We start from the raw sequence: 22,266 nt of genomic DNA, 5'->3' as shown, positions 1-22,266 counted from the left end.
CCTCTACGAGGCATAGACCCTAAGCTGCAGGCCGAACGCTGAAGGGCTCGCCCGCCCCCGGTCGGCTGGCGCCGCTGCGGCATTGAGTAGATGGCGACTCGCTTGGTCGGCTCAGAACAGCGACCATTCCCACCAGCTCAAGATGTGCATGATGCCGCTGAGCACGATGCAGCCCGCAAGCACCAGCACGCTAAGCCCCGCAATGAGCCGCCAAGTCAGGCGACGCCAGTAGGTTGGCCGGGGCGGCGCGTCGTAGGGTTTGCGCATGTATCTGTTGTCGGTTTGGCGCTGCGGGTCTCGGAAGCTGAACATAGCTTGCAAACTAAGTTGTTGATGTGAGTGAAGCGAACGGTTTTAGCCCCTGCATCTACGCCTTTCGCGAACGGCGAGTAGCACTTCTTGAGTTGCGACTAGACAGTGAAGCTAACCGAGCATCAAGGGGTCCTTGGTTGCCACGCGAGATACTTCGGGAATGCCAGATAGCGCCGCCTCTGCCAGCAGCCCTCAGCCGTTGTTTGACCTAACGTCGTCCGAGGGGGTGAACGAGTCCGAGCGCATCCTGACCAAGCTGTGCCAGCGCTCCTTCCTTCGGCTCTGGTCGCAGACGAACGTCTACACCGACGAGGGCTTCAAGGACGGCAAGGGTGCGACCAAGGAGTTGTGCGACGCGCTCGTCATCTTCGGGGATGACGTCGTCATCTTCTCCGACAAGCACATCAAGTTTCAGGCTGACCGGGAACTCGAAGTTGCTTGGCCACGATGGTTCAAGCGAGCCGTCTCGGACTCCTGCAAACAGCTTCACGGCGCCAGGTCGTGGCTGTCCCGCTTCCCCGAGCGCGCGTTCCTTGATTCAAAGTGCACCCGAAAACTGCCTATCGCCGTGCCGACGGGCCCAGCCTTACGCTTTCACCTGGTTGCAGTCACGCGAGGAAGCCGTGAGGCTGCCATCGCCCACCAAGGCGGTGAAGGGCTTGGCTCGTTTGGAGTGAACAGCGCACTTGAGGGCGGCGTCCACCTGAAGTCCCCCTTCGTGCTCGGCAGGCCCGAGCCCCAGAAGTCCTTCGTTCACGTCTTTGACGAGGTGAGCATCGAACTCGTCATGAACGAGCTCGACACCGCTGTCGACCTACTCGACTTCCTCAAGGCACGGGAGGAACTGCTTGGGAGGCAAGGCAGCCAGGTGATTGCACCCGGAGAGGAGGAACTGCTCGCCGCCTACCTGTGTACGATGGACCGCACAGGCTCTCGGCATGTCTTTTTCGATGTTGGGACCGATGCTCAGCTGCCCGACCTGGTCATGTTGGATGGCTCCCACTTTGAAGGGCTGTACCGCGACCCCGGCTACCTTCGAAAGAAGGACGCAGACCGCATCAGCTACGAGTGGGATGCGCTGATAGACCGGTTCCTCACGTATGGAGACCCAAGCCTCCACGAGAGGCTGGTCGACCAATCAGCGGCCGAGACCGAACAGGGCCTGCGTCTGCTGGCCGCGGAGTCGCGCTTCCGGCGCCGGCAGCTAGCTGAGAGCCTCGTTGGCGCGCTTCGCCGGGTGGAACCAGGCATGCGCCTCGGCCGGGTCGTCGATGGACAGGTGCCGGGCGAAACGGTGTTTGTGTTCCTGGTCATGCCGATGCGAGGGGAACGGGACTACGACGACTATCGCCAGTGCAGGATGGCCGTCTTGCATGCGTATGTGCGTACGGCCAAGCTGCAGTCCGAGTCTGGCACGACCTTCGTAGGGATTGCGTTCGACAACCCGCACAAGGACTACCGCGGCGGGTCTGAAGACCTCTTCGTCCTCATTAAACAGACATGGTCCCACGAAGAACTCGCGGAGCTCGAGGAGATACGCAAGGACCTTGGCCTCTGGAAAGAAGACCGAATCGAGCGGTGGCGCTATCGCCAGGATGAGTACCCTCAAGCGTCTCAGTCAAGCCCCATGCAGCGCTTGATGACGGGCGAGACGAGGGTAGCCCAGGAACGCCAGAACGATGCACGCAAGGCGGCAAAGCGTAGGCAGAAAATGCAGCAGAAATCGAAGCGAGAGAACCGGAAGCGGAAGTAGCGCTGTCGGCGCTCCGCGGCGCTACGAGCCAGGTAACTGACGATGCGGCGAGTAGCCGGTTGCGGAGTTGTCGGGGAGCGTCCAAGCGATACATGGCGACAGAATTTCCAGCTAAGCTGACTGTTGCCAAGACAAACCCGCAGGATGCCGCGCCACCGCGGCTAGGAGGAAGCACCGTGACTCAACTCAAAGTATGCACGTACAACCTCGAGTGGATGACGTCATTCTTTGGCGCCCGCAAGGATGCCGACTGGCTTGCCGACCAGAAAATCCCATCGTCGTTCCCCGGCAAGAATGCGGGCGGCATCAAGCTCAGCCCCATCACTGATGTTCACGGCTTGTGCCAGCGTATCGCGTCGGGCATTCAGGCCGTCGACCCCGACGTTCTCTTCGTCGAGGAAGGCCCACCGCTGCTCGAGCAGATGGAACTGTTCGTGAAGATGTTTCTGGGCGGTGCGTACGTCGTGCATCGGTCGAACCGAGCTGACCAGGCGGTGCATGCCCTTGTTCGAAACGACCTATCGAACCAAGTCGAGCCCTGGCTGCCTGACGGCGCGACACCGCAAAGTCTCTGGCGAAACGTTCCGTACTACCCCTGGGGAAAGATTGCGCCAGGCGACCGCAAGCAGCACAGTTTTGCGCGCTACCCCCTTTTGCTTCGGGCGAAGCTGACGCAGGGCGAGGACCTCATCCTCGGTGGCCTGCACACCAAGTCAAAGTTCTCGCTGCTGAAGACCAAGAAGCAGTGGGAAGACCGCGCTGCCAACCCAGAGCCGGTGCTAGACGCCCTGGACAGTCGACAGAAGCTGTCAGCCGAAGTCGCACGCCTTCGGGAGGTTTTGACTTCAATCGTAGCCGTCGGCCCCGAGCAGGCGAGCGTAATGGTCGTAGGGGACTTCAACGATGGACCCTTTAAGGACCTGATGGAGAACGAGTTCCTCGTCAAGAGCATCCTCGACGAACTGGTCGGCTCGTTCCTTGACCCGAACACCTACTTCAAACACGCGATGGAGCCTGCGGTTCTCTCGTCATCCAGTACGACGCGCTTTGCCGACCCCCTGCAAGACGGCCAAATCGTAGGCGAGCTCATAGACCACATGGTTGTGTCACCAGCAATCTGGAGCGGCCTGGGCGCCTATCGAATCAAACCAGGGAGTTGTCAGGTTGAGGAGGCCGCTTGGCAGATGGGCGTTGTCGGCGACCCTGACGCCGCTCGAGACAATCGACCTAGCGACCACAAACCCGTTTCGGTGGTTCTCGACTGGTAAACGTCAGCATGTCGGGTAGGGCATCAAACTTGTGGATACCGCGTGGGCTGTTTGCAAAACGGGCCCGCTATCTACTTCGGTACCAAGCTCCCCTTCGCCCGCTCTCTTCCAGTGCTCGGTACTCGATGCGAAAGAGCCTTGAATCGTTGAGCACCTGCGCGAAGCTCTTGCAACCATACTTCTCAGGCGTCTGCTCAGGGTGGCGCTCCCTAATCCAGGCCCGTGCCTGGTCAAGACACGCCCAACCACCCTGTTGCAGAGCCTGAGCAGCATCCCGCAAGGCACGCACGATGCCTGTGTATTGCCACTCGAAGCTGCCATCCGGCGCAACTCCATTGACGAGCAAGTCGACGAATACCTGCGACTGCGCGAACTGCGCGGCCATCGTTCGAGCGTTATCCATTCCTTTGGCCCAACGCGACAGCTCTGCCAGATGTCGGTCTATTCGGTCGTAGCACTCATCCAGATGCGCAGCCGCGTGCGCACATCCATCAGTGGTCCAAACGTCAAACTGTTCGATGAAGTGGTGGACAAGGCCGTTCCGCATATCGACCAGGTCCTCGACGGCCGTTTTCGTCAGCTCCCAACGCTCTGCTGTCATCGAGAGCCGCGACGTGAATGCCATCGACACTCTGTCGGCGGGCGTCTTGTCTTCCGGCAGCAGCTCGCGTTCGAAACCTTCCTTGACGACGTACGTCTCGAACAGCGCCTTAACCAGCGTTCCCAAGCTCTTGTCGGAAAACTTTTCGAGACGAGACGCCCGCTGGGCTTCCAGCGTATCTACAGGTCCCGCCAGCTCGTGATGGGCCAAGATGGTCTTCATCAAGCGCTCGTACTGCTGGATACGTAGCAGGCACCGACCGAGGAGCCGCTGGACATGCCGCTGCCCTTCAACTACTTCGGCTGCGGCAGCGGACCCCTGCGAGCTCTCGCCCTCTGGGTCAGTGGAGTCGCTCATAGCTAGTACGAGGCTATGACAATTGCTTCAGGGCGGCGAGCCGAGCGTTCACCTCGCGCCTTCCGAGTCCTCGCAGGGCCGCGATAGCGACTAGGTTCTTGGTTCGCGGTTTCGCCTTTCCGCCCTCCCAAGCGTAGATGCTTTGGCCCGTGGCGCCGACCAGAAGGCCGAAGTCTTCGGCAGATAACCCAAGCCTCTTCCGATTGCTGGCCATGCCTGCAGCGCGGAAGCGAAGTTTGCCAGCGGCGGCGTCCCCACCTTCAGCGGCATCTGCCTGAGCCCCCGGGTACGTCGCGGGGCGCCCTTTTGCTGCGGCACGCGTCTGCGCCTTGAGCTGCTTTTCAAGGTCCTGCACCCGCCGCTTGAGCGCGGCGATTTCGGTGCGCTGGGCTGCGACTGACTTCTTCAGGCCATCGGTAGCATCGCGCAGCTCTTTGCGGGCGAGCCGGGCGACCTCGGCCTTCAAAACTGATGCAAGGTTTGGCATTGCTTTGGTGGTGCCGGTCTGCGGGTGTTTGAACGGACCTCAAGCATATGGCAAGCTGACCGCGCGAACGTACGGCCGCTTGCTGCGCACGCCCTGATGAAGGCCCCTCGCGCCTCCCGATAGCTCAGGGGGCAGCAGGCTCTTCGACGACGGCCTCGAAGCTTGGCAGGCCCCGTCGTGTGGCTGGGATTGGCTGCCCGATGGGTCCGCCATAGGGCCCTTCGGCGATGCGTAGGCCTAGATAGATGGTCACTGACTTCACGCCGTGCAACTGAGGCACCAAAAGCCCACGCTCACCTCGGTCGTTGATTGCCACGGCGGGGTTGTAGCCCACCGCCTTCTCCCGACGCTCGAACACCTTGCCCTCTCGGGTCAACCTTGTTCTGAGTTCGTCAACGAACTCGCCTCGCGGCCGAAGCGTCAGGCGCTGCTTGGTACAGGTGATGCAATAGGCCTGGTAGAGCTCATCTTCAGCAACCTCCCAGGGGCCGAACTCGAGCTGGCCCATGAACCTGTCGATGGCACGCACAGGCCGTACAACCCGGGCGGAAGACTCCACGATGGCCGGGGGCACGGTGATGGTCCCGTCTGCGACGACTTCAGCGGCGCCCTGTAGCGCCCAGGCTACCAGCAGTGGGTACTCCAGCAGCGCAACCTTGTCCGCTATGCCGACGATGCGGTCGGCACCCGGCTGAAACTGCATGTCCAGTGCAATGACCCGCCTGACCATCGCGTCGGAGTCGTCGTCGAAGTGCGGAGCAGGGTTGGACGCCTGTGTAATCAAGCACTGAGCTCTTACCTCAAATGGGTCGCGGTACTTGGGGTTCACCGTAATCGGCTCCCAGCTCGTGAGCGTCTTGAGAATGTTGTTGTCGGTCTCGGGTTTGTTCTCCGTGCCAATCATCGAGAGCTTGCCGATGAGCAGTTCAAGATTGGACGATACGAGCAGGTCCTTCAACCTCAGCGTCGCCACGGCATCCGAGGTGATGAGCGCGCGGAGCAGGCCGGTCACGACGCCTTTGCCATTACCACCAGGCCCGAACATGTACAGAAGCTTTTCGGGGTTTCCGACCCGGTGCACCACAAGGTGAAGCCCGAACCACCGCCGCAGCGTCACGCGCTGGTCCTCGGTCAGTGAGGACTCAAGGAAGCGGAACAGCAGCGACTCGTCACGCTGTCCCATCTGCATCTCCAGGTACTCGTGCGAAACCTCGTGCGACTGGACCGGCAGAACGTGCAGGTTTTCGTGGTCTGGCGAATGTGGAACGAAGTTCGGCTGGCCAGCCGCGTCGATGACGATGACACAGTCCTCTACCGGTATCCCCTCGCATCGGCCAAACGGCCTCAAATCCATGGGCCGCTCGCACTTTGCCGCCCACATGTCGTATACAAAGTTGTAGACGGAGTGAGACTGTCGGTTCACGTGCCGGCCGGTGCGCAGCAGCACATTCACTGACAGCGACAACGCCTTGAGCCACCTGTCGGAGTTCACCCAGCGGTTGCCGCGCCAGAGGTAGGGCTGGTTGTTGTACCCGAACGCCACGCCGCGGGTGCGAACGATAGCCTGCGCGGTAGCCATAGCGATATCGGCCGCCTCGCGGGGGTTCTCGACCTCCAGAGGGGGGAACAGCGGCCCTCCGTCTGGGTGCGTGACCGTCACCGTGTAGACGAAAGGACCGTCAATGCCTCGCTGGTGCTCCACAACCGTGAAGTGCTCCTGCGGTCCCAGCGCGTGGTGAATGGGTACCCTGCGCGACTTCATGCGGTCTCCTTCCCGACAGCCTCAGCCTGCCGTTATCGACACTATCGCGGCGAGCTGAATCCTTCTTCGCGCCGAAAGTTGGAAGGGGTGGTCGAAGGCAGCAGGAAACAGAGGAAATGCTGGAAGTAGCAGGACCCTTCAGGCTCTCCCCGCAGCCTCGCCAGAGGACAACTGCGACCTTGGACGGGCCAGCCCTACCAAGGGTCGGCTGAAATAGTGGAAATAAGAGAAATAGGCCAGCCAGTCCGTCCGGAGGCCTGTGGTCGCGGTCACCAAAGCCGCTTCTCGCCTTCCTAGGAAGGTGCCGACTTCCGGGCAGGTCGGTTGGCAAATGTTCGCCTCGGTTGCCACTCAGACCGTCCCGCTGAGCACGGGCTCAGGGCCGGTAGCGGCTAGAACTGGCGGTGTTTCGAAAGCGGCAGTCCGTGAGCCGCGACGAACTCGTTCGAGCTTTCCAGCGCCGCGCCGTTCTCGCTCAGCCAATGTGCCGCGTTCTCCTGCTCGGACGTGGGCACGACGCGAGGAGCTGATGCCCTGGCGCTTTCGCTAGGCAGCTTGTTTGGCTCACGTTCGGCTGTGTCGATGTTCTTGGTCATTCCTGCCGTCCTTTGGTCGCCTAGTTTTGCATGGTTGCACGCGCTGCCCGAGGCCGGCACAGTCCGTTCGAGCAAACGTGGCGTCGGGCACCTGCCCGAATGACCTCGGCGCAAAACTCCCCCAAGCCAGACATGCGGTCGGCGCTGCGCAGCACCGGCGGGAGTACCGGGCCCATCGCCACGGTTGCAACGGTTAGCTCATCTGGTGAGCCAGAAGGCTGCGACGATTGCGTTCGCCCAGAAGTGGGGTAAAGTCTACCCATTGTAAAGACAATCGGTAGGCGAACCAGATGTCTGAGCGGAAGACCGAAGTCGTAAACCTGCGCATGTCGCCGAGGGTCAAGGAGTTACTGCGCCTTGCCGCGGCTCACGAGCGGCGAACGCTGTCCAACATGCTTGAGGTGCTCATCGAGGACTACTGCCAGGTGAAAGACCTCACGCTGGCGGCCTCCGGTACAACGGAAGTGGCAAAGCAAGCTGCCTCGACAACGAACTAAGCCGGCTCAGCCCCGCGCGCAAAGAAAACCAAAATGAGCGAACCCGACGTACAGACCCTAAAGCGCACAGCTCGCGCAACCGAGCAAGCATCGCTTCCGTTCGACGAAGCCGCACTATTGGAGCCAGAGCTCCAGGCAAAGCCGTTCCTCAGATGGGCGGGCGGCAAGACTCGACTGCTGGGCGCCCTACTGCCGTTCGTGCCCGAGAAGTTCCGGAACTACCACGAGCCGTTCATCGGCTCGGGCGCCATGTTCTTTGCTCTTCGCCATCGTGCTCAAACCTGCTTTTTGGCGGACCTGAACACTGAACTGGTCAACCTGTGGTGCGTCATCCAGACGGAGCCCAAGGCGTTCTACGAGCACCTTAAGCCTTACCAACAGAGGCAGGGCGAAGACGAGTATTACGTTGTGCGCGCCGAGTCCCCAGACCATCACCTGGAGCGCGCCGCCCGGTTCTTCTACCTGAACCAGACCGCGTGGAACGGTCTGTGGCGGGAGAACAGGTGGGGGGTCTTCAATGTTCCATGGGGGGCTCGACAGTTCAGGGGCATCGACCCCGACGTCTTGGCCAATGTGAGCCTAGTGCTCGAAGACGTCGAAATTCGTGAGTTGGACTTCCGCGACGCGGCCAAGGACGCGCAGCAGGGGGACTTCATCTACTTCGACCCCCCGTACCTTCCGGTCTCCGACACAAGCAAGTTTGCGGGTTACAACGGAAAGCGCTTCCGAAAGCACGACCTCGAGGAGCTTGCCGACCTGTGCAAGCACCTGACCAAGCGGGGCGTGCACTGGATGGTGTCCAACCGAGACAACGAGCACATTCGAGAAATCTTCTCGCATGGCACGGTCATGCCCTTTACGACGAGACGCTCGGTTTCGGCTCAAAACAAGCGCCACGTCCAGCCCAAGGACTCACCGGAGGTCGTAGTCATCGGAGGGCCTCGCCGATGAGCGGAAAACTCGTCCAGGCCGTGCTCTTCGCGCGCTACAACCAGTCCAACTTCAAAGCGTTGTACGGTCGCTTGCGCAGCAGCACGACTTACACCAAGGACTACATCCAAATACCCGAGACCGTTTCGGCGCGACTCAAGCCAGTCTTGGGCAGCGGCTCTGACCGCGTCGAGGTCGAGTATGCATGGCCAGGTGGAAGCCAACATGGGCACTTCGCGTGGTCGGTTGACCGGTACCACCTCAAATGGGAAACAGACAACCCACCGCGGCCTTGGAAACTAGGAACTGTCGGTTCTGACCCGACTGCAAGCCTTCCAGGTGATACCTCAAAGCGCGACGAAAAGGACGCAGACGCGCAGCTTGCTGCCATCGAAGGCGCGAACCTCAAGCCCTGGCTGTTGGCCGTGAAGCTGGCGGGCGAAGGTCGTCGCCTGCATCTGCGCGTGTACTTCGAGAACCCTCCAACAGGGTTTGAGGACCGCGCGCTCGCCCTGGTCCCGAAAAAGATACGCGACGAGATTGCGAAACTAGGCACAGCCGGCACCGGCTTTGTCGACTGGAGCGGAGACATCATGCCGGCACCCGAAGTACGAGCCAAGAAGCTGGTGAAAGAAATCCTGGACGCGTTGTCACGTGACCCCAACGTACTTCTCGTAGGGCCACCTGGGACGGGTAAAAGCGTTGCGCTGGAAGACCTCCGCAACATCTACTCGAAGCGTGCCTCCAAAGACACCCCGACTTTCGACCCTGACTCCTGGCCCGGCAACTGGGGAACAGCTGGCGCTGACGCTCGGAGCGAATCGCTTGTCTTCCACCCTTCGTACTCGTACGAAAACTTCGTGGCCGGGCTCTTCCCAAAGTCGGCCAACGGCGCAATCGAACTGGAGGCCAAAGCAGGTCCCCTCCTCTGTCTGAGTCACTGGGTCGGCACGACTGACCGGCGAGCGCTGCTCATCTTGGACGAGTTCAACCGCGGCCCCGCAGCTGCAATCTTCGGCGACACGCTGGGCCTACTCGACAAGGACAAGCGTTCCGGCCAGGGTCACTTGGGTGTGCACATTCAGCGCCCATATCCGCAGCAGCAGATGCCGGTCCCGGAGAGCTATCGACGCGTAACCACGGACGACAAGGAGCAAATCGAGAGGGAAGTACGGCTCCCGGCTGGGGTACACATTGTCGCGGCCATGAACAGCACCGACCGGTCGGTCGCGCCGTTGGACGCAGCTATGCGCCGGCGGTTTACGGTGATTCGAGTCCGCCCGGACTATGACGCGTTGGCGGAGCATCTCGGCCTCGACCCGGCAGCGGCACATAGTGCACTCCCCGCCGAGCCGGACCCAGCCAAGTGGACCGTCGACCAGGTGTCTTCTCTCGCAGTGCAGGTCCTGGAAAAGCTCAATGAGCGAATCGAGTACTGCCTTGGCGAAGATTTCCTGCTTGGGCACGCCTTGGTCTGGGGTTTAAAGCGGGCGACCCCGACAGACACGCTGGTTCAGCTTGCTCACGCAATTGATGCGAAGGTCGTCCCGACCTTGCGGATGACGTTCGTCGACCAAGACGAGGTTCTCGCACCCATCCTCGGAGTGCCGGACAGCCAACAGGTCGGACACGGCGAAAAAGCTCCAACTGGAACTGTTGCCTACTGGCGCACCGCGCCGGCCTCGCTGTCCGCGATAGCACCGAAGCGGTTGATGGTGCAGACGCTCCATGTGATGACAGCCGAGCAGCAACTGGCCTCAATCGTCGCGCTGACAAGAAGCTGATTTTTGATGCGCTGCATTGATGTCGTTGAAGGCGAGGACTTCACGCTGACGCGTGCGGAAGGCGAACGCCTCAGGGACGCTGTTGAGCGGCTCCGCGTGAAGCTGCGTCCATCGTTCTCTCTGCTGTCTGAGCGGGCGGGCAGCTTCCGACTGTCCAACGTCGTTGGCACCATTGACCTCGGAGCGGGCACTGTCATCCAGGTTTCGCCAAAGGTCGGCTCCAACGAAGACTGGACGACAGCGGTGGTTGCCTTGCTCACTGGCAAGGAAGGCATAGATGTAGCCGGCGAACGGCGGTCCGGCTTGTCGAAGAACCACAACCGACTGCTGGACGCTGTAGCGGCCACGTATCTCGAGCGCTTGGAGCGCGCGTTCCGGCAAGAAGGACCCATCGTCCTGATGGAGCGCAAGAGTAGCGAACTGCCCTACCTTCACGGCAAGCTCGATGTTTCCCGGTGGGCAAGGACTGCGCTATGGCGGCCGCATGTATTTCCCGTCGTCCGTACGGAGTTTGCCCAAGACAACCCGTTCACGCGCGGCATGCTCCTCGTGGCTGATACCCTCGCGCAAGCCTCAACGAACCAGAAGACTCGCAACGGCCTTCGCGCGTTGAGCCGAGACCTTTCTGTGGGCCTGCCTCGGAGCGCGCCCCCGCCCAATGGCATTGCCAGCCGCACTCTGCCCGAGCAGTGGAGCGCCTACAAGCCAGCCTGGTCACTGGCGATGGCCATTCTTTCCAGAAGCTCGTTGTTTGGCCCGACTGGGGGACACGCTGGCGTTGGGTTGGCGATAGAAGCATGGCCTTTGCTAGAGACGCTGCTGGAGCGAACACTGCAGTATGCCGAACGACGCGGCAAGGCCTTGGGCCGGGCGCTCTCGTACCAAGTTCAGGGGGAGGTACCCCTCCTGGTACCTCGGGGCAAATCTCCGCAGGCCCGGTTCTCACCGGCGCCTGACGGCAGGCTGTTTGAGAACGGAAAGCTCATCGCGGCCTTTGAGGCGAAGTACTCGGCCTACGACGGAACTGTGCCGCAGCGAGAGCACATCTACCAAGCATTGGGTACGGCTGCTGCATGCGGCGCCGAGAAATCTGTTTTGGTGTACCCGGAAGGCTTTGAGCCGCAGGCATGGGATGTGTCCGGGCACTCCGGCGGGCCCGGCGTTCTCATTGCTGTCGGCCTGGACCTCTACAAGTGGCGAACTCCAGACGAAATGACTCGTCAAGCAGAACGTCTGCTTGCTGCGATTGACGGAACGAAGGTGCCGTCCGGCGCGGCCTTGCTCACATGAGCGCCGTCTGGGACGCCGTTCACGTAGCAGCCAAGGCAATCTGCGCTTCCGAGGCCTCACGACTCGCGAACCTCAGCATTGCCGCGGCGGCTCACCACGAAAGCAAGACGCGCCGGGCAAGTGCATGGTCTGCGGCCGTACTGCGAGCTCTAGTCGAAGAGTTTGCGCTGGCCACGTTGCCGCCACTCACTGGCGACGACCGTCAATGGCAGCGTTTGGCCGAGCTATCCCGAGAAGGAGCCCACCTTGGTCAGTCGCCTGAAGGCATGCATTCCTGGGCTGCCGCATACCAACGAGCGTCCGCCACACAGAAGGCGATGGGGGCTTACGCCACCCACAACGCATTCGCGTCGGCTCTGGCGAGGATAACGTTCGGCCCCCTCGACAAACAACGTATCCACCGCATGGTGGACCCGAGCGTTGGAGCCGGAAACCTCCTGCTTGCCGCGATTGAGCTGTACGGTCGAGGTAGCACAGATGCGCACCTCAAGAAGTTCATTCTGTCCCTCCACGGAGTCGAGCTTGACCCACGTGCTCGCGAACTCTGCTGCCTGCTGATTTGGCTGATGGGCGCGTCCGCCGGGGTGACACTCAAGCAGGTCGCGAAGAACATCCACCACGAGAACGCCCTGACGCGAGATTGGTGGAAGGGCCAAGACCTTTACGAAGTTCTGTTGATGAACCCGCCATGGGAGTCTCTGCGACATTCAGTCGAGGATGACGCGGGCGGCGAACGCGCTTTGACAGTCGCGCGGCTGTCGACTTTGGCTGCCGGTGCGCCCAGTCTGCCGCTTCTGTACTCTGCACAGGGCGGCGGAGACAAGAACCTATTCAAGGCGTTTGTCGAGTTAGTGCCTCACCTCCTCGTGCAAGGGGGAAGGCTGGGTGCGCTTGTTCCCGCGGCGTTTGCCTCCGACGCCGGGCTGACTGAGTTGCGCGAGAGGTACTTCCGTCAGTTCGAAATTGCTCGCTGGACCAGCTTCGAGAACCGCGGCGGCTACTTCCCCATCGACAGTCGCTACAAGTTCGGCCTGCTTGCGGCGACTCGTTCGGACGTTGGGACGCGCCAGCTCTCGGTCCGCAGTTTCGCGGTCGAACCCGACGAGGTCGACGCGCCGCACATTGCGCTCGATAGAAGCGATATCCAACTCCTCGGTCGCAGGTATCACATCATTCCGGAGCTTTTCCAGGCGCGAGAACTTGGCATCCTCCGGGCAGCACTTCGGACCGGTACTGGCCTATTCGAACCAGGGCCGCTCGGCACTGTTGTCTACCGCCGAGAGGTAGACCTCAGCCTCGGGAAGTCACAGTTCCACCACATCGAGAGCAAGAAGGTGAGCAACTACGGTGACGCCACCTTCATCGACGCCAAGGGCAAGCGGTATGTTCCCCTTCTTGAGGGACGCTGTGTTGGGGCATACGACTGCTTCCAGAAGACTTGGGTCTCCGGCAGTGGACGCACGGCAGTTTGGCGCGAGAACGCAGACCAGCCACTCTCGCAATGCAGCCCGCAGTACGTCATAGAACCGCAGCCGGACCTTCCGCCACGTATCGCGCTTTGCGATGTGACAGCGTCGACCAACACCCGCACCGTGATAGCCACCCGAGTACCGAGCACTTGGCGATGCGGCAACACAGCGCCCGTGCTGGAATTTGAAACCGACGAGTACGCCTTCGCCGGTTTGGGTGTGATGAATACGATGGTCTTTGACTGGGTTGCGCGGCGGCTCGCAAGCGGCCTGCACCTCAACAAGTTCATCCTCGAAGGATTGGTTTGGCCCACCCTCGACGCCACGGACGTCGCTACGGCCGCACATGCCGCTTGGAGCATCTGCGTTTCCAGGCCTCGGGCGGGCCTTCAGGACGCCGAGATGTCTGCGCCACCGTGGCAAACAACGAAGCTCTCCAAGGCACGTCGCCGACCGCTTGAGCAGGTCGCGGCTGGTGCACTGCTCGAGGTGATGGTTGCAAAAGGGCTCGGGCTCAGCCGAGCGCAGTTCGAAGCGGTGTTTGACGAGGACCGGAGCGACCGGCGCGGGTTCTGGCGGTTCTACGATTCGAATTCGCGCGCACGAGACGTCGTCAAGCAGGCTCTTCGAGCGTGGTAGCCGAGTGGCCAACCGACTTACTATCTGAGAGAGAGGACGCGCTTTCCGCTTGGTGAGCCTTTATCAGGCTCGGCTATTGCCAGGGCGCTCAGTTGGAGGAGCCGGCACAACGTATTGCGCGCTGACGACCTCGTTGAACTTCTTGGGGTCGTGCCAGTAGCATCCTTTGCAGCCCTGCGCACGAGCGGCGAACCGCGGGCCACCCGACCACTGCGCAACCGCGTACGACTGGGCGCGGAGGTGGGACTGGCCTGTCACCCCAGGCGCTGACCGATGCGCTTATGGTCACGCGAGAACTTTGCTCGCGCGGCCAGGGCCGCCCAGGTCAGGTCCATCGAGTCAAGGAGGCACTTAGACGTGCCGGGGTCAGCGTACCTTGTCCCAGACGGTAGCCGCACCATCAACGTCAGGGCCGATGCGAGGCTAACCGTCGCTCGGCCCGCCCCGCCCACCCTTGTTGAGCGCCGCGCAACAATGTTACAGCGCTCTGCGGGCCATCAAGCGTGAATGGCAAGACGACCTTCCAGCATAGGCTCGTCACCCTGGAGGGGAAATGGCTGCACCTCCATCTCCAGTCGACCTGTTTCGTCAGCTTGGACCAGCGGGTGCGTCACTACGACTTGTCGGCTGCGCGTCGTGTAGCTGGTCATGACCATGTCCGCCGAAAGCTTGTCGCGAAACGCTGCAGGAAGGCGCTCCAGCGCGATGAGCGGTCGGGCGGTAACCTCCCCGACCTGCAGCACCACGTTGGGCGCAAAGCGATGCCGTTTGACGAAATGTCGCAAAGCTGGATGGCCGACGGTCAGTAGGTCCTTTGTGTACCGTGCCATGGCGCCGACCAGGCCCATGTCCGGGTATCGGCGAGACAGCTCGGTGTGGCTAACAACCTCGAGTTCGAGCATCCTGCCATCAGAGCTGCAGAGCATCGGGGCGATGTAGGTGTAGAGCGATTGCTCTGCGGCGTAGCGCTTGGCGAAGTAGCCTGCGTTTGCAGCGTGCATCACCGTCAGCGCGTGCCAGGAGGGTTCGTTGCCGCCAGTGACCTTGTTCTTAGATTGGTTCTTCATGGGATGTGCTCCGCGCGCCCGAGAGAGCGCGATGAACTGCCCTCCCGAAGTTGGAGATGCAGTGGATGTTGGAACCCCGAAATTGCCTCGCCGCGACGATATCGCTCACCGGCAATGGCGCTGAGGGGTGGCAGCTATGCGTTGCCCCGATTGCGACACCGAGAGGTGCGGCTGGGCTAGGTCTTCAGCATCTTGGACCGGTCACTGCTCGACTCCTTGACTGGTCATCCAGCTTCTCTGGGGAGTTCTCGGTGCCACCGCTCGTTGCGTGCGGTCAGCTGCGCGGAAAGGTCTCGCGCAGGGTTACCATTTTAGCAAAAGAGTGGTCCATCAACAACTGAACGCACCTCGGCCTGACACTCGAAACGCTGGGTCGCAGCGCGCGAAGTTTCAACGTTGAAACTTCACATTTGCGGCATCGTTGGGAGACCGGTGGACGGCCGGTGCGAAAGTTTCAACGTTGAAACTCTCTCTCAATTCGGACCAGGTTGGTCAGCCAGGAGTAGCGTATTCAGCAAGTTCAGCTCATTCGACGCCATGAAGTACCGGTCGTCGAACACAGTGTCGAGCTTGAGCGGATTGGCGTTGCCGACGGAAGCTGCCCAGGGGTATTCCGCGTAGCGCGGGATAGGCGGCATCACCGCGCTGGAAGCCGACAGCCCTAGGGCGAGGCCCTCGCGCCACAGGTCGGGGTCGACCACCTCGAAAGGTCGCCCTTCAAGCTGGCGCTCGACGGCCATGAACTGCACGTAGCCCGTAGGAACCGAAATCCAGGTGTTCGGCGACTTCAAGCTCTTGAGCGTGTTGAACTCGTTGGCCGCGTCCTTCTTCTCTCGCTGCAGCAGCCGCAAAAGGTTCGCGGCCGGCTGGCGCAGGTTCGCCGGAAACGCCCGGTCTTCGTCGATGGATAGCAGCTGGGCAATGACGCGGCGCGCGACTTGGTTCACCTCCGTGGTGTGCCCCTCGAAGCTGAATACCTCAAGCTTGTCGAAGTCGCCCCAGTTCTCCAGGAAGGCGGGTCCCGATACGTAGAGATGGTCCGGTACGGACGTTCCCTCCTGTGCGTGCACGAGGAGCGGATTGAGGGGGCTGGCCGCCAGCTCGGACAGGTCCTTGGCGTCCTGGTAGCGCACCATGGTCCTGCGGTCCTTGTCCTTGCGCGCCGACGCCTGCAGCTTCGTGTGCGAAAACAACTCAGTCACATTGGTCTGCGCGTTCTTGACCAGCTTCACCTTCTCTTCATCCTTAAGGCGTCGCCAGATGACTTCAGCCTCCTTGACGAACTGGGTGACGTTCTGGGACATCAGGCTAACCAACTCTTCCAAGCCTACGGCGCCAACGGGCACGAGCGCGAGAGATTGACGCAGGCCGGCGTCGCCAGTGATGCGCGTGAGGACGGTGGCCCGCAGCATCACCAGCAGGGTCATCAAGTCGATGGAATGTCGGAGCCATTGGCGAGGGTCCATGTCCTCGTACGACATCAGGTAGTCGTCAACGAGCATCACGAGATGCCGGGGCACCTTGTCGCCCGAGACAATGTCGCCGTCGTCGTTCCGGTATAGGCCCCGGCCGCGGTAGATGAGCTGCGCGATTTCCATCAGGGCAGCTTCCACGTTGAAGCGGGGCACAGTCGCAATAATCCAGTCGGTCTTGGGGAACGAGACGCCTCGAGCTCCGGACGAAGTCATCAAGAACACCTTGACTCCGTCGCGGGTCGCCGGCTCGATGAGCTTCTTTCGCTTGTAGCCCGGGACTGAGGCGTCGAGGATTTGAACCAACTCGCCGTGCAGACCTGGCTCCGCCGAGAGCACACGACGAAGGTCTCCAAGAAAGTTCTTGTCCTGCGCGAAGTAGATGACTTGCTGCGCGCCCTTGTCGAGGGCCGCCAGGATTTCGCCCCTGGCACTTGCCAAAACAGCGTCGGCAGCCACTCGACGAACAGCCTGCCGCGCGGTCTCAAGCTCACCAGTTGGCTTGTTCTCAGGCCGAATCTGCGTAAGGTTGATTTTGTACTGGACCGACAGCGTGCTCGCCGGGAAGCTGTTGGTCATGACGTGCAGCGTTCGCTTCAGCGGTCCGTCGCCAATGCGCAGGTCAGACGCCGCGAGCGCGAATGCACGCTTGCCCCTGGACTTGGATACCAGCACCTTGTCCGGTGTTCTCGGCCCAGCGTTGAGGTAGCGAGTCAGCACGACGTCGTTGCCAAGCGAGGCGTCGGAGACCACAAGGGTGACCGTGAACGGACTCGGCTCGTCCTCGAAGCATCCGATGAACTCGCTGTTGAGCCAGCTGGCCACGGCGTGAACAAATGGGGCGCCGGCGCCGTCGCCAGCGAGTTCGTCGACCATCACAACGATGTTGGGCATCCGGCCTGCGAACACCTTGCGCTCCCGAATGCCAGCAGGGTCGGCCGCCTTGCTCTTGAACAGCTTCGACAGCGCGTCCATGGTGGTCTTGCCGCCGCCCTTCTCCCGGAATCCCTGGAGGGCTGCGGTCAACACGACACGATTGATGTCGGGGTTCAACGCGAGCAGTTCTCGGGTCGTGTCGGACATGCAGGAGAGCACGCCCGGCAGCGCACGCTCCTCAACAACGTCTTCGTTCTCGGAAATAGTCGTCTTGGCGATGCGGGAGCCGGCGTGAGCAGCTTCGATTTCTTGCTCATCCTCCGGACTGATGACCAGCACCGACCCGTTCGGCTTGCTCAAGTGCTCGACCCCATCGGCAACGACAGCGCCATCGACGTGTTTGTGTGCTGCGCGCCCGGCCTTGACCTCGTTCAGGTGCCACCGAGGCGCCGAAGCAATGAGCGCGGCGTTGGTGGTGACAGTGAGGATGCCGCTGGGCGCGCCGTCCTTGCGCGCCAAGCTCTCGGTAACGTCACGGTTGATGACCACGCGAGGGCTGACGTACAGGAAGAGGTAGCCCTCAGGCTTCTTCTCTAGGTACTGGCGAACTGCCGTGGTCTTGCCGATGCCGGGGTTGCCCTCCAAGGCAATCACGTTCACCTGGCCCTTCACAGAACGATGCATCCCCGCGACAATGGCCGAAGCATGGATGTCGCGAAGACTGACGCGCCCGTGCTTCGCGCGTTCGGTCATGAGCAGTGCCAGTGCATCCGGTGCTGCCTGGCCAAAGAAGCCAGTCAGCGGGCCGGTGTCGTCCACCATCCCTCGCGCGACAGCCAAGTCGTACTCGTCGGCCGGGTTGGCAAACTCTGGCACGGTCTCTTCGAACACAAAGCTGTAGTCCTCACCCGGTGCTGGCATGGCGCGAAGTCCCTTCATGCCATTCTTAAGCTCCGAGGGCAACCTGCGAAGGAGGTTGGCGAAGACGCTCTCGATTTGGACGGTCAGCCCTTGGTCGTCGCCGTCGAGGAGCTTGCGCGTGTCGCGATATGCCTTGCCCATCTGCTCCATGAGCTGACGACGCGGGTCCGTCCCTTCTACGGCCAGGAAGCGCGCGGCCAAGCTTTCGAGCCCGTTGGGCGTCAGAGCCAGCGCCCGGACGTTGCAGGGCTTGGTAAGGACACCATCACGACGCAGCCAAGTGGCCGTACTCTCAGCGTAGGAGCAGGCCTGGCAAAGCTTGTAAAACGGCTTGTTGCCGCTGGTCAGGGCGCCCAGGTGATGCCGAATGTCTTCCGACAGTTCGAAGGACTCACCTTCGACCTCAGCGGTGACGCGAGCGAACACGCTGCGATTGTCGATGAGCCGGCGGTGACGCATCAGCTCATCGAGGTGCGCCTCCTGGTCTTTGAAGTCCGGCACTTCGCGTGGCATGTCAAACGAGTACTCCTGAACGAGCAGGTAGTCCTCGCGGTAGTCGCCGGACAGCCACAGGACGAAGTCCGCGTTCGCCGGCTGGCCCTTGCCGGAAAGCTGCTCATCGAGGATGCCTTGCATCCCGAACTCGGTGTGGAACACGGTCCGGTCTCGCTCCATGCGTGGACCTGGCTCCCTTGAATCGCCCGGCAGCATCAGCGGGCACCACAGCGCGCGCAATTTCAGCTTGCCCGTGTGCAGCGGCTTCCCAATGGCTTTCAGGTACTCGCGGGTCGACGTGTAGCCCACGCCGTAAGCGGTAAGCGCCATATGCTCGACCGCCGCCTTGACCTGGTCGCGAACGGTCTCATCCAGGATTTCCAGCTTCTGGTTCAGCGCCTTGGAGACGTCAAGCAGCCGATGCTCGTGCCAGGGCTGTAGCAAAGGATGATTGGGGTCGAGCAGCTTCCACTCGACCAAGCACGCCAGGACTCCGCGCTTGACCAGGACTTCGTAGGCCTGGCCCCACAGTTCTGCCTGCTTCTGGAACGGGAGTTCACTCATTCTCCAGCGCCTCCTTGTGCAGAACCTTGGTCACATGCGCCAGCACAGCGGGCATTGACAGCAAGATGCTACGACCGCCGCGCCGGGACATCACCTCAACCTCACCAGCCGCCGCCGTGGTGGTAGGGGTTGCCCAGTCGAACGGGTCCAACACCGGCAGCAGACGGTTCTTGTCCGATGGCTTTTCACTCTCCATGAAGTGGATGCCGCGGAGAACGCTGACCAGCGACTCTCGAACCGTCTCGGCTTCGCCGGTGCCGAGGATGTTGGCGCGGGTGGATTCCTTCAAGTTGAAGTTGGTCAGGCGATGCTCAGCATCGAAGAAGTAGGTGCAAAAGCCGGACTGCGGCCGGCCTTCGTCACCAACCACGTGAAGCGTCGCGAAGGTGTAGATGGGCAGCAGGCTGCGCAGCACGTCCATGGCGTCATCCAGGTACATCTTCTGGTGCGCGTCGTACCTGACAACCTCAAAGCCGCTTTCGAGCGACTGCCGCTTGCGCAGCCGGGTCGCCGGGAACACGTCGCGACGAAGCGGATACAGGTGCACGTCCGGAAAGCGGGCCGCAGCCTCATCCAGGAACTCAAGCGTGCCGTGCGGTGCATGGCGCTCGGCAGCGCGGCCGATGTGCCGGTTACCAAAGTGATGCGACAGCATCAGGATGTGCTGATAGCCGGCCTTTCGCAGGCGTGCGATTTCCTCAAGGATGAGATGAGGCGTGCGGAAGTCCTTCCGGTTATCCACCAACCGCGAGAGCATCTGGTCGACGCGTAGTTCGGTATTGCCGGCGCTGCTATCGGCGACGTAGGTCCGGCTCAGGAACAGGTAGCCATCCGCATCCGGAAAGGCCGGGTGAACGTCGCAGGGCCGGGTCACGTAGGTCACGATGGCAACCTTGTCGAGACTTCCCTGTTGCTGGAACCGAACAGGTTGGCCTCCCAGTAGTGCAGCGAGGGCACCACGGTTCTTCCATCGGATTGAGTCCTTTGCGTCGTTGTCGGTGGTTAGGCCCTGGAGCTTCACCGGCAGCTCACGTGCCAGCGCCTTCTCAATGGCCTGACTGACCGCGTAGATGGCAGTGTTGCCGTCTTGGGCGTCAGCTTCGCGGGTCGTAGCCTTGCCTGTCTGCTGCAGGCGAACCAGCGTCATGGTCAGATTCGGGGCATGAGCCTTCGCGCGCTGAACCAGTTCCCACAGCGCCATGTAGACCACCAGGCCGACGCTCGCGACCATGGCCGTACGGTACTGCTCGGAACGTGCCTTCTCGTCGTCCTTGGTTCGCTTCAAGGTCAGCAGGCGCAAGTCGTACTCGACGTCGATACCGCGGCCGGCATCGAGCACCTTGAACGCCGGCACAGCAGGCTCCCACGCAGATGCGGCGCTGGACCATGCGTATGGGACGAGTCGAACCGGAAGCACAGGGGCAGCCAAGCTCTTGCCCATGCGAAGCTCATGTGAATCTCCGGCCGGAGCCAGCGAACGCTCCTGCAGCTGCGTCTCGACCGAGATGGACGCAATACTCCCTGGCCAAGAGTGTTCACTGACGCGGATGTGGTCGAACCAGGCAATGGTGTCTGGACCTGCCTCGGGCTTCACGAGCACATCTTCGTTTGGCGAGCTCATGCCCTTGACGACGGGCCAGTCGACTACGTCTCGGTGCACGGACACCATCAACTTGTCGGCAGCCCGGTTGGCTGCGGTCACGAGCGACGTGGACTTCGACTTGAGGACTCGGATGAGCTCGTCTGCCAAGTCGTCCAAGACGCGACTGCGCTTGAGAAGAGAGGCATGCAAGCGGCTCAGAGTGCCCACCGGGTCGACCTTCAAGTCTGCTGCGATGGCCGCCGCCTCCTCAGCCACGCTGCCGACGTTCTCGTCCGTGATGCTCGCGGGTACCACCAGGGCCAGGAACACAAGCTCCGCAACGGACCGCTTGATGTTCTGGTTCGTGCCGGGCTCTTCCAGCATTCGACCGTAGAAGCGGTCAAGGCGGGAGTCGAAAGCGGACTTTCCAGTACTGGGGTTGTTCCCGTTCACCCGGAATCGATACGAGACTTCGCGGAGCGTCGGCTGGTTCTGCGCGGGGTCAATGCGGCGCTCGAACAACTGCACGGACCCTTCTGCCCAGACCGGCAAGCAGTTGTAGAACATTGCCTTGCGCAGTTGCTCGGCAAGCTCGGTGTTGTTCGCTACGCCGTAGACGGTGCCCGCCTCCAACGCCAAGGACTCGCCATCAGCACCAGCAAAGGCGTCGAAGCACTCTCGCACGCGGCGAACGTAGCTCTTGAGGCCGTCCTTGTTGCTCTGCGCGGCAACGGCGCTCATCAGGCGCATGCACACCTGGAGGCGTACACGGGCCATCGCTTCGTCTTCAAGGAAGTCGAGGAAGCGTCGAATCTGGGAGCCGGGACGGGTGCTCTGACTTCGGATGGCAGTGACGATTTCGTCGATGTCGTCCTGGTCCTCGTTGTCGTTCTGCAGCTTGCGCTCGACGCCCGAGAGGATGAGCTGAAGCCAGTCCCGACCATCGACAGTTTCGATGCCGGAAAGTACTCGGGCTACGTCCTGCTCACGTTCGGCAGTTGGACGGCCCGCATCGGCAAACTGCACCGGCACCATCGTGGCCAACTGCGGAAGCTCTGGTGGGTTCGCGCCGATGGTCGCGGCCATCGCCTTCAATGCTGCTTGCAACTCACCGCTGGAGAGACTGGCAACGTCGAAGCCATTCATGCCACGGTCGAGGTCCGTCGCAATCGCGTCGCGCAAGGCGTTGATGGCCTTGGCCGTCGTAGCCTCAGAGCCGTGAACCAGCCGGCCGCCCATCTTGGCGGTCATGCCGAAAGGCGGGAGCTCAGCATCGCGAAGGAACCCGGTCTCGTCGCCGGGGGCGAAGGCTGAGGCGAAATCCGGGTGCTTGAGCAGGCGGCCGAGCACCCCGCGGATGTTGAGCCGAATCTTTCCATCGGCAGCTGACGCCAGCGGTAGGCCGTCGACGCCCGAAGCGCCGTTGGCTTCGATGGATTTGGAAAGCAGGTCCGCCAACTTCGATAGGTTGACGGTCGGGGCGCGGTCGCGCGCGGAAATGCGCGACCCACCCCGAAGGCGGGATGCTGTCATGGGTCTCTCCT

At 61.7% G+C, this 22,266-nt stretch carries 15 protein-coding genes; 7 read left to right on the top strand and 8 right to left on the bottom strand.

All coding sequences use genetic code 11. The features are described 5' to 3' along the window. Nucleotides 1-111: 111 nt before the first annotated feature. Complete coding sequence (locus AC0N04_RS11940; protein WP_474281831.1) at nt 112-267, bottom strand: hypothetical protein; 156 nt, start codon at nt 265-267, stop codon at nt 112-114. 271 nt (nt 268-538) lie between these two features. Here AC0N04_RS11940 and AC0N04_RS11935 point away from each other — a divergent pair, with 271 nt between their 5' ends. Then, complete coding sequence (locus tag AC0N04_RS11935) at nt 539-2,065, top strand: hypothetical protein (RefSeq protein WP_474281829.1); 1,527 nt, start codon at nt 539-541, stop codon at nt 2,063-2,065. Between the two features lie 176 nt (nt 2,066-2,241). Further along, on the top strand, nt 2,242-3,333 hold the full coding sequence (locus AC0N04_RS11930; RefSeq protein WP_474281827.1) for a hypothetical protein: 1,092 nt from the start codon (nt 2,242-2,244) through the stop codon (nt 3,331-3,333). Nucleotides 3,334-3,400: 67 nt separating this feature from the next. Here AC0N04_RS11930 and AC0N04_RS11925 read toward each other — a convergent pair whose 3' ends face one another. The 4 genes from AC0N04_RS11925 to AC0N04_RS11910 form a co-directional block, all read right to left on the bottom strand. Next, nucleotides 3,401-4,156, bottom strand: a complete 756-nt coding sequence (locus AC0N04_RS11925; protein WP_474281825.1) for an OST-HTH/LOTUS domain-containing protein — start codon at nt 4,154-4,156, stop codon at nt 3,401-3,403. Nucleotides 4,157-4,304: 148 nt separating this feature from the next. Continuing rightward, nucleotides 4,305-4,778 carry a helix-turn-helix domain-containing protein gene (locus AC0N04_RS11920; protein ID WP_474281823.1) on the bottom strand — a complete coding sequence of 158 codons (474 nt, stop codon included), beginning with the start codon at nt 4,776-4,778 and terminating at the stop codon, nt 4,305-4,307. A 124-nt stretch (nt 4,779-4,902) separates the two neighbouring features. Beyond that, nucleotides 4,903-6,540: a DUF5906 domain-containing protein gene (locus AC0N04_RS11915; protein WP_474281821.1), complete on the bottom strand. Its 1,638-nt coding sequence runs from the start codon at nt 6,538-6,540 to the stop codon at nt 4,903-4,905. Between the two features lie 392 nt (nt 6,541-6,932). Further along, the gene (locus AC0N04_RS11910) at nt 6,933-7,136 is read right to left on the bottom strand and encodes a type II toxin-antitoxin system CcdA family antitoxin (protein ID WP_474281819.1); all 204 of its coding nucleotides are present in this window, start codon (nt 7,134-7,136) and stop codon (nt 6,933-6,935) included. A gap of 290 nt (nt 7,137-7,426) precedes the next feature. Here AC0N04_RS11910 and AC0N04_RS11905 point away from each other — a divergent pair, with 290 nt between their 5' ends. Genes AC0N04_RS11905 through AC0N04_RS11885 form a run of 5 tightly spaced genes read left to right on the top strand, consistent with a single transcriptional unit; the run spans nt 7,427 to nt 13,745 of the window. Continuing rightward, a complete protein-coding gene (locus tag AC0N04_RS11905) occupies nt 7,427-7,633 on the top strand; it encodes a hypothetical protein (RefSeq protein WP_474281817.1) in 207 nt (68 codons plus the stop codon). A 33-nt stretch (nt 7,634-7,666) separates the two neighbouring features. Beyond that, nucleotides 7,667-8,584 carry a DNA adenine methylase gene (locus AC0N04_RS11900; RefSeq protein ID WP_474281815.1) on the top strand — a complete coding sequence of 306 codons (918 nt, stop codon included), beginning with the start codon at nt 7,667-7,669 and terminating at the stop codon, nt 8,582-8,584. After that, on the top strand, nt 8,581-10,347 hold the full coding sequence (locus AC0N04_RS11895) for an AAA family ATPase (RefSeq protein ID WP_474281813.1): 1,767 nt from the start codon (nt 8,581-8,583) through the stop codon (nt 10,345-10,347). The genes AC0N04_RS11900 and AC0N04_RS11895 overlap by 4 nt, the downstream gene beginning before the upstream one ends. Before the next feature lie 6 nt (nt 10,348-10,353). Next, nucleotides 10,354-11,637, top strand: a complete 1,284-nt coding sequence (locus tag AC0N04_RS11890) for a 5-methylcytosine restriction system specificity protein McrC (protein WP_474281812.1) — start codon at nt 10,354-10,356, stop codon at nt 11,635-11,637. Continuing rightward, nucleotides 11,634-13,745, top strand: a complete 2,112-nt coding sequence (locus AC0N04_RS11885) for an N-6 DNA methylase (RefSeq protein ID WP_474281810.1) — start codon at nt 11,634-11,636, stop codon at nt 13,743-13,745. The genes AC0N04_RS11890 and AC0N04_RS11885 overlap by 4 nt, the downstream gene beginning before the upstream one ends. 497 nt (nt 13,746-14,242) lie before the next feature. Here the strand turns inward: AC0N04_RS11885 and AC0N04_RS11880 are convergent, their stop codons facing one another. The 3 genes from AC0N04_RS11880 to AC0N04_RS11870 form a co-directional block, all read right to left on the bottom strand. After that, entirely contained in the window at nt 14,243-14,812 is a 570-nt protein-coding gene (locus AC0N04_RS11880; protein ID WP_474281808.1) for a hypothetical protein, read from the bottom strand. Between the two features lie 473 nt (nt 14,813-15,285). Beyond that, nucleotides 15,286-19,140 (bottom strand): hypothetical protein, encoded by a 3,855-nt coding sequence (locus tag AC0N04_RS11875; RefSeq protein WP_474281806.1) that lies wholly within the window; start codon nt 19,138-19,140, stop codon nt 15,286-15,288. Beyond that, complete coding sequence (locus AC0N04_RS11870; protein ID WP_474281804.1) at nt 19,133-22,255, bottom strand: hypothetical protein; 3,123 nt, start codon at nt 22,253-22,255, stop codon at nt 19,133-19,135. The genes AC0N04_RS11875 and AC0N04_RS11870 overlap by 8 nt, the downstream gene beginning before the upstream one ends. Nucleotides 22,256-22,266 lie beyond the last annotated feature (11 nt).

This window comes from Ideonella sp. sgz306126 (assembly GCF_056032705.1).
Note: the sequence above shows the minus strand (reverse complement) of the source record. Positions and strands in the feature narration are given on the sequence as shown.